Below are 3,069 nucleotides of genomic sequence, written 5' to 3' on the forward strand. Positions count from 1 at the left end.
TCCTCATAAAGTCCCCTCCCCTAGTAGTTTACTTCTACTTGTGTGTACACCGTAGTACAGGAGGAGGGGAGGGGTTCTTTTTATGCAACTTCAGATTAATTTGGTCAAAAAATAGACAAATTTAATGATTCCAGATGTCTAATTAACTCCTCGCAACTTACGAGTATTGTCTACCAAACTCTGAGCAAACTTATCAAATCTTTCCGAGAGTTTTTCATCTACCAGCTTTCCTTCAGGACTAAAAGCACTCCAGGCTTGTCCAATAGCAATTTGCTCTGGTATTACCCAGCCATGTACCCATCTGATAATTAGCCGTAAATCATTCAGTGCGTTACTATTAACCTGACCACCTAATACACTGACCAATCCTGTAACCTTATCAGAAAGTTCATCAAAACTCATTAAATCCAAAGTATTTTTTAAAACACCACTCACACCGCCATGATATTCTGGTGTTGCTAAAATTAACCCATCAGCACCACTGACGGTATCCCGTAAAAGTTGAACATCTGGGTATGCTGAATAATCTTTACCACCATCACAAAATGGTAAATTTAACTGCCGCAAATCTAAAATTTCCACCTTTGCGCCCAGGGCTTCTACCCGTTGTGCTGCTATTTTTAAAGCAATCTGGGTGTAGGAATCAGGTCTTAAACTACCACCAAATCCAACAATTTTTACCATAATTCACCCATCAACTAAATTTTTTGTGACACCACCAAGATATTTAAAAGGCGGAGTCATTACGATTTTATATTAGCTATTTATATTTTTATCGTCAATCAACATAGTCATTTCCAGAGACAGGGGAGTAGAGGCGAGACTGGAACAAAACTTGTATTCCGTCCCAGAAGGAAGGGGCTTGTCCTCCTACTTCTTCTGTCAATTCTTCCTGACTGGTGGGTAAATAATTGGGGAATTATTGAATGAGAAAGCAGACAAACTGGGGAATAGCTTTATCTAGAAGTTAGACTAGATGAGAAAATAGTGATTTCCAGTTATAGCAATTTTTGCTAGAAGAATAGGCAAAAAACCAGACCTAATGGACTGATGCCACTAGACAAAGGGTAATTATTATGCAAAATTTCGGGAAAAAGACATTGATAAAACAGCGTACAGCCGCTCTAGCAGCTAGTTTACTAATGTTGCCTGGTCTATTCATGGGTAATCCAGCCTCAGCGCAAAGAGCAGAGCGCCAATCGTTAAGTTATGGTGAGTTACTGACTAAATCTAAGCAAGGAGAAGTCAGAAAAGTAGAAATTGATGAAACTCAACAGATGGCTAGAGTTTATCTGAAGGGAGACAAGCCAGATGCAGCACCAATGGAAGTCAGGCTGTTGAACCAAAACTCTGAGTTAATTAACACTCTCAAAGCACAAAATGTTGACTTTGGCCGGGTTTCCTCTGCTAACAGCCGAGTAGCTCTAGGACTGTTGATGAACCTACTGTGGATTGTACCACTGGCAGCTTTAATGTTATTATTTCTCCGGCGCTCCACTAATGCCTCTAACCAAGCGTTAAACTTTGGCAAATCTCGCGCTCGTTTTCAAATGGAGGCGAAAACAGGTGTCAAGTTTGAAGATGTAGCTGGGGTAGAAGAAGCAAAAGAGGAATTAGGGGAAGTTGTCACCTTTTTGAAGCAGCCAGAAAGATTTACGGCTGTAGGCGCACGCATTCCTAAAGGTGTTTTATTAATTGGACCTCCTGGTACTGGTAAAACTTTACTAGCAAAGGCGATCGCCGGGGAAGCCGGCGTACCTTTCTTTAGCATTTCCGGCTCAGAATTTGTGGAAATGTTTGTGGGTGTAGGTGCATCCCGTGTCCGGGACTTGTTTAAAAAAGCCAAAGACAACGCCCCATGCTTAATATTTATCGACGAAATCGATGCTGTGGGACGACAACGGGGTACTGGTATCGGTGGTGGTAACGATGAGAGAGAACAAACTCTCAACCAGCTGCTGACTGAAATGGATGGTTTTGAGGGGAATACAGGGATTATTATTATTGCAGCCACTAACCGCCCTGATGTTTTAGATGCAGCATTGCTAAGACCAGGACGCTTTGATAGGCAAGTAATGGTTGATGCACCAGACTTAAAGGGAAGGGCAGAAATCTTGTCAGTCCATGCACGTAATAAGAAACTTGATTCTACCGTATCTTTAGATGCGATCGCCCGACGCACACCCGGTTTCACAGGTGCAGATTTAGCCAACTTACTCAACGAAGCCGCCATTCTCACAGCTCGCAGACGCAAAGACGCAATTAGCATCCTAGAAATTGATCATGCCATAGATAGAGTCGTGGCTGGTATGGAAGGCACAGCCTTAGTGGATAGCAAAAACAAGCGCTTAATAGCCTACCACGAAGTCGGACACGCCTTAATTGGCACATTACTCAAAGAACATGACCCAGTGCAGAAAGTCACACTTATCCCACGGGGTCAAGCACTAGGATTAACTTGGTTCACCCCCAACGAAGAACAAGGTTTAATTTCTCGCTCTCAAATCAGAGCCAAAATTACCTCTACTTTAGGTGGTCGCGCCGCCGAAGAAATTGTATTTGGTCAGCCCGAAGTTACCACAGGTGCAAGTAATGACTTACAACACGTCACAAACATGGCTCGGCAAATGGTGACACGGTTTGGGATGTCTGAATTAGGTTTATTGTCCTTGGATACTCAGAACAACGAAGTATTTTTAGGACGGGACTGGATGAATAAAACAGAGTATTCCGAAAAAATTGCCGCTAAAATTGATTCCCAAGTCCGGGAAATTATTAACAATTGCTACCTACAAGCAAAAGAACTACTGGAAAATAACCGCGCCGCTTTGGAATATTTAGTGGATTTGTTAACAGACGAAGAAACCATTGAAGGTGAAAAATTCCGGGAAATTGTCGCCCAATACACCCAACAAGTGAAGGATGAAACACTAGCCGTATCTCATTAGTAAGAAAAACTCAGCTCGCCCACGCGGGCTGAAAATTATTTTTAGCCACTAAATTTATAAATAATGTCTAGGAGTTACGCATTGACAGAATAACAAAATAGTGAATTGATAAATATAGGTC

General features: G+C 42.1%; 2 protein-coding genes. One reads left to right on the top strand and one right to left on the bottom strand.

All coding sequences use genetic code 11. The annotated features are described in order from the left end of the window. Positions 1-138 precede the first annotated feature (138 nt). Positions 139-684, bottom strand: a complete 546-nt coding sequence (locus tag ACM0OP_RS23880; protein ID WP_414530897.1) for an NADPH-dependent FMN reductase — start codon at positions 682-684, stop codon at positions 139-141. 392 nt (positions 685-1,076) lie between these two features. Here ACM0OP_RS23880 and ftsH point away from each other — a divergent pair, with 392 nt between their 5' ends. Next, the gene (gene ftsH, locus ACM0OP_RS23885; RefSeq protein WP_414530898.1) at positions 1,077-2,948 is read left to right on the top strand and encodes an ATP-dependent zinc metalloprotease FtsH; all 1,872 of its coding nucleotides are present in this window, start codon (positions 1,077-1,079) and stop codon (positions 2,946-2,948) included. Positions 2,949-3,069: the final 121 nt, after the last annotated feature.

Source organism: Nodularia chucula CCY0103 (assembly GCF_963923915.1).
GTDB lineage: Bacteria > Cyanobacteriota > Cyanobacteriia > Cyanobacteriales > Nostocaceae > Nodularia > Nodularia chucula.

Excerpts from the sequence above, each read along its gene's own strand:
- ACM0OP_RS23880 (WP_414530897.1), bottom strand. The coding sequence starts at position 684 with ATGGTAAAAATTGTTGGATTTGGTGGTAGTTTAAGACCTGATTCCTAC.
- ftsH (WP_414530898.1), top strand. The coding sequence starts at position 1,077 with ATGCAAAATTTCGGGAAAAAGACATTGATAAAACAGCGTACAGCCGCT.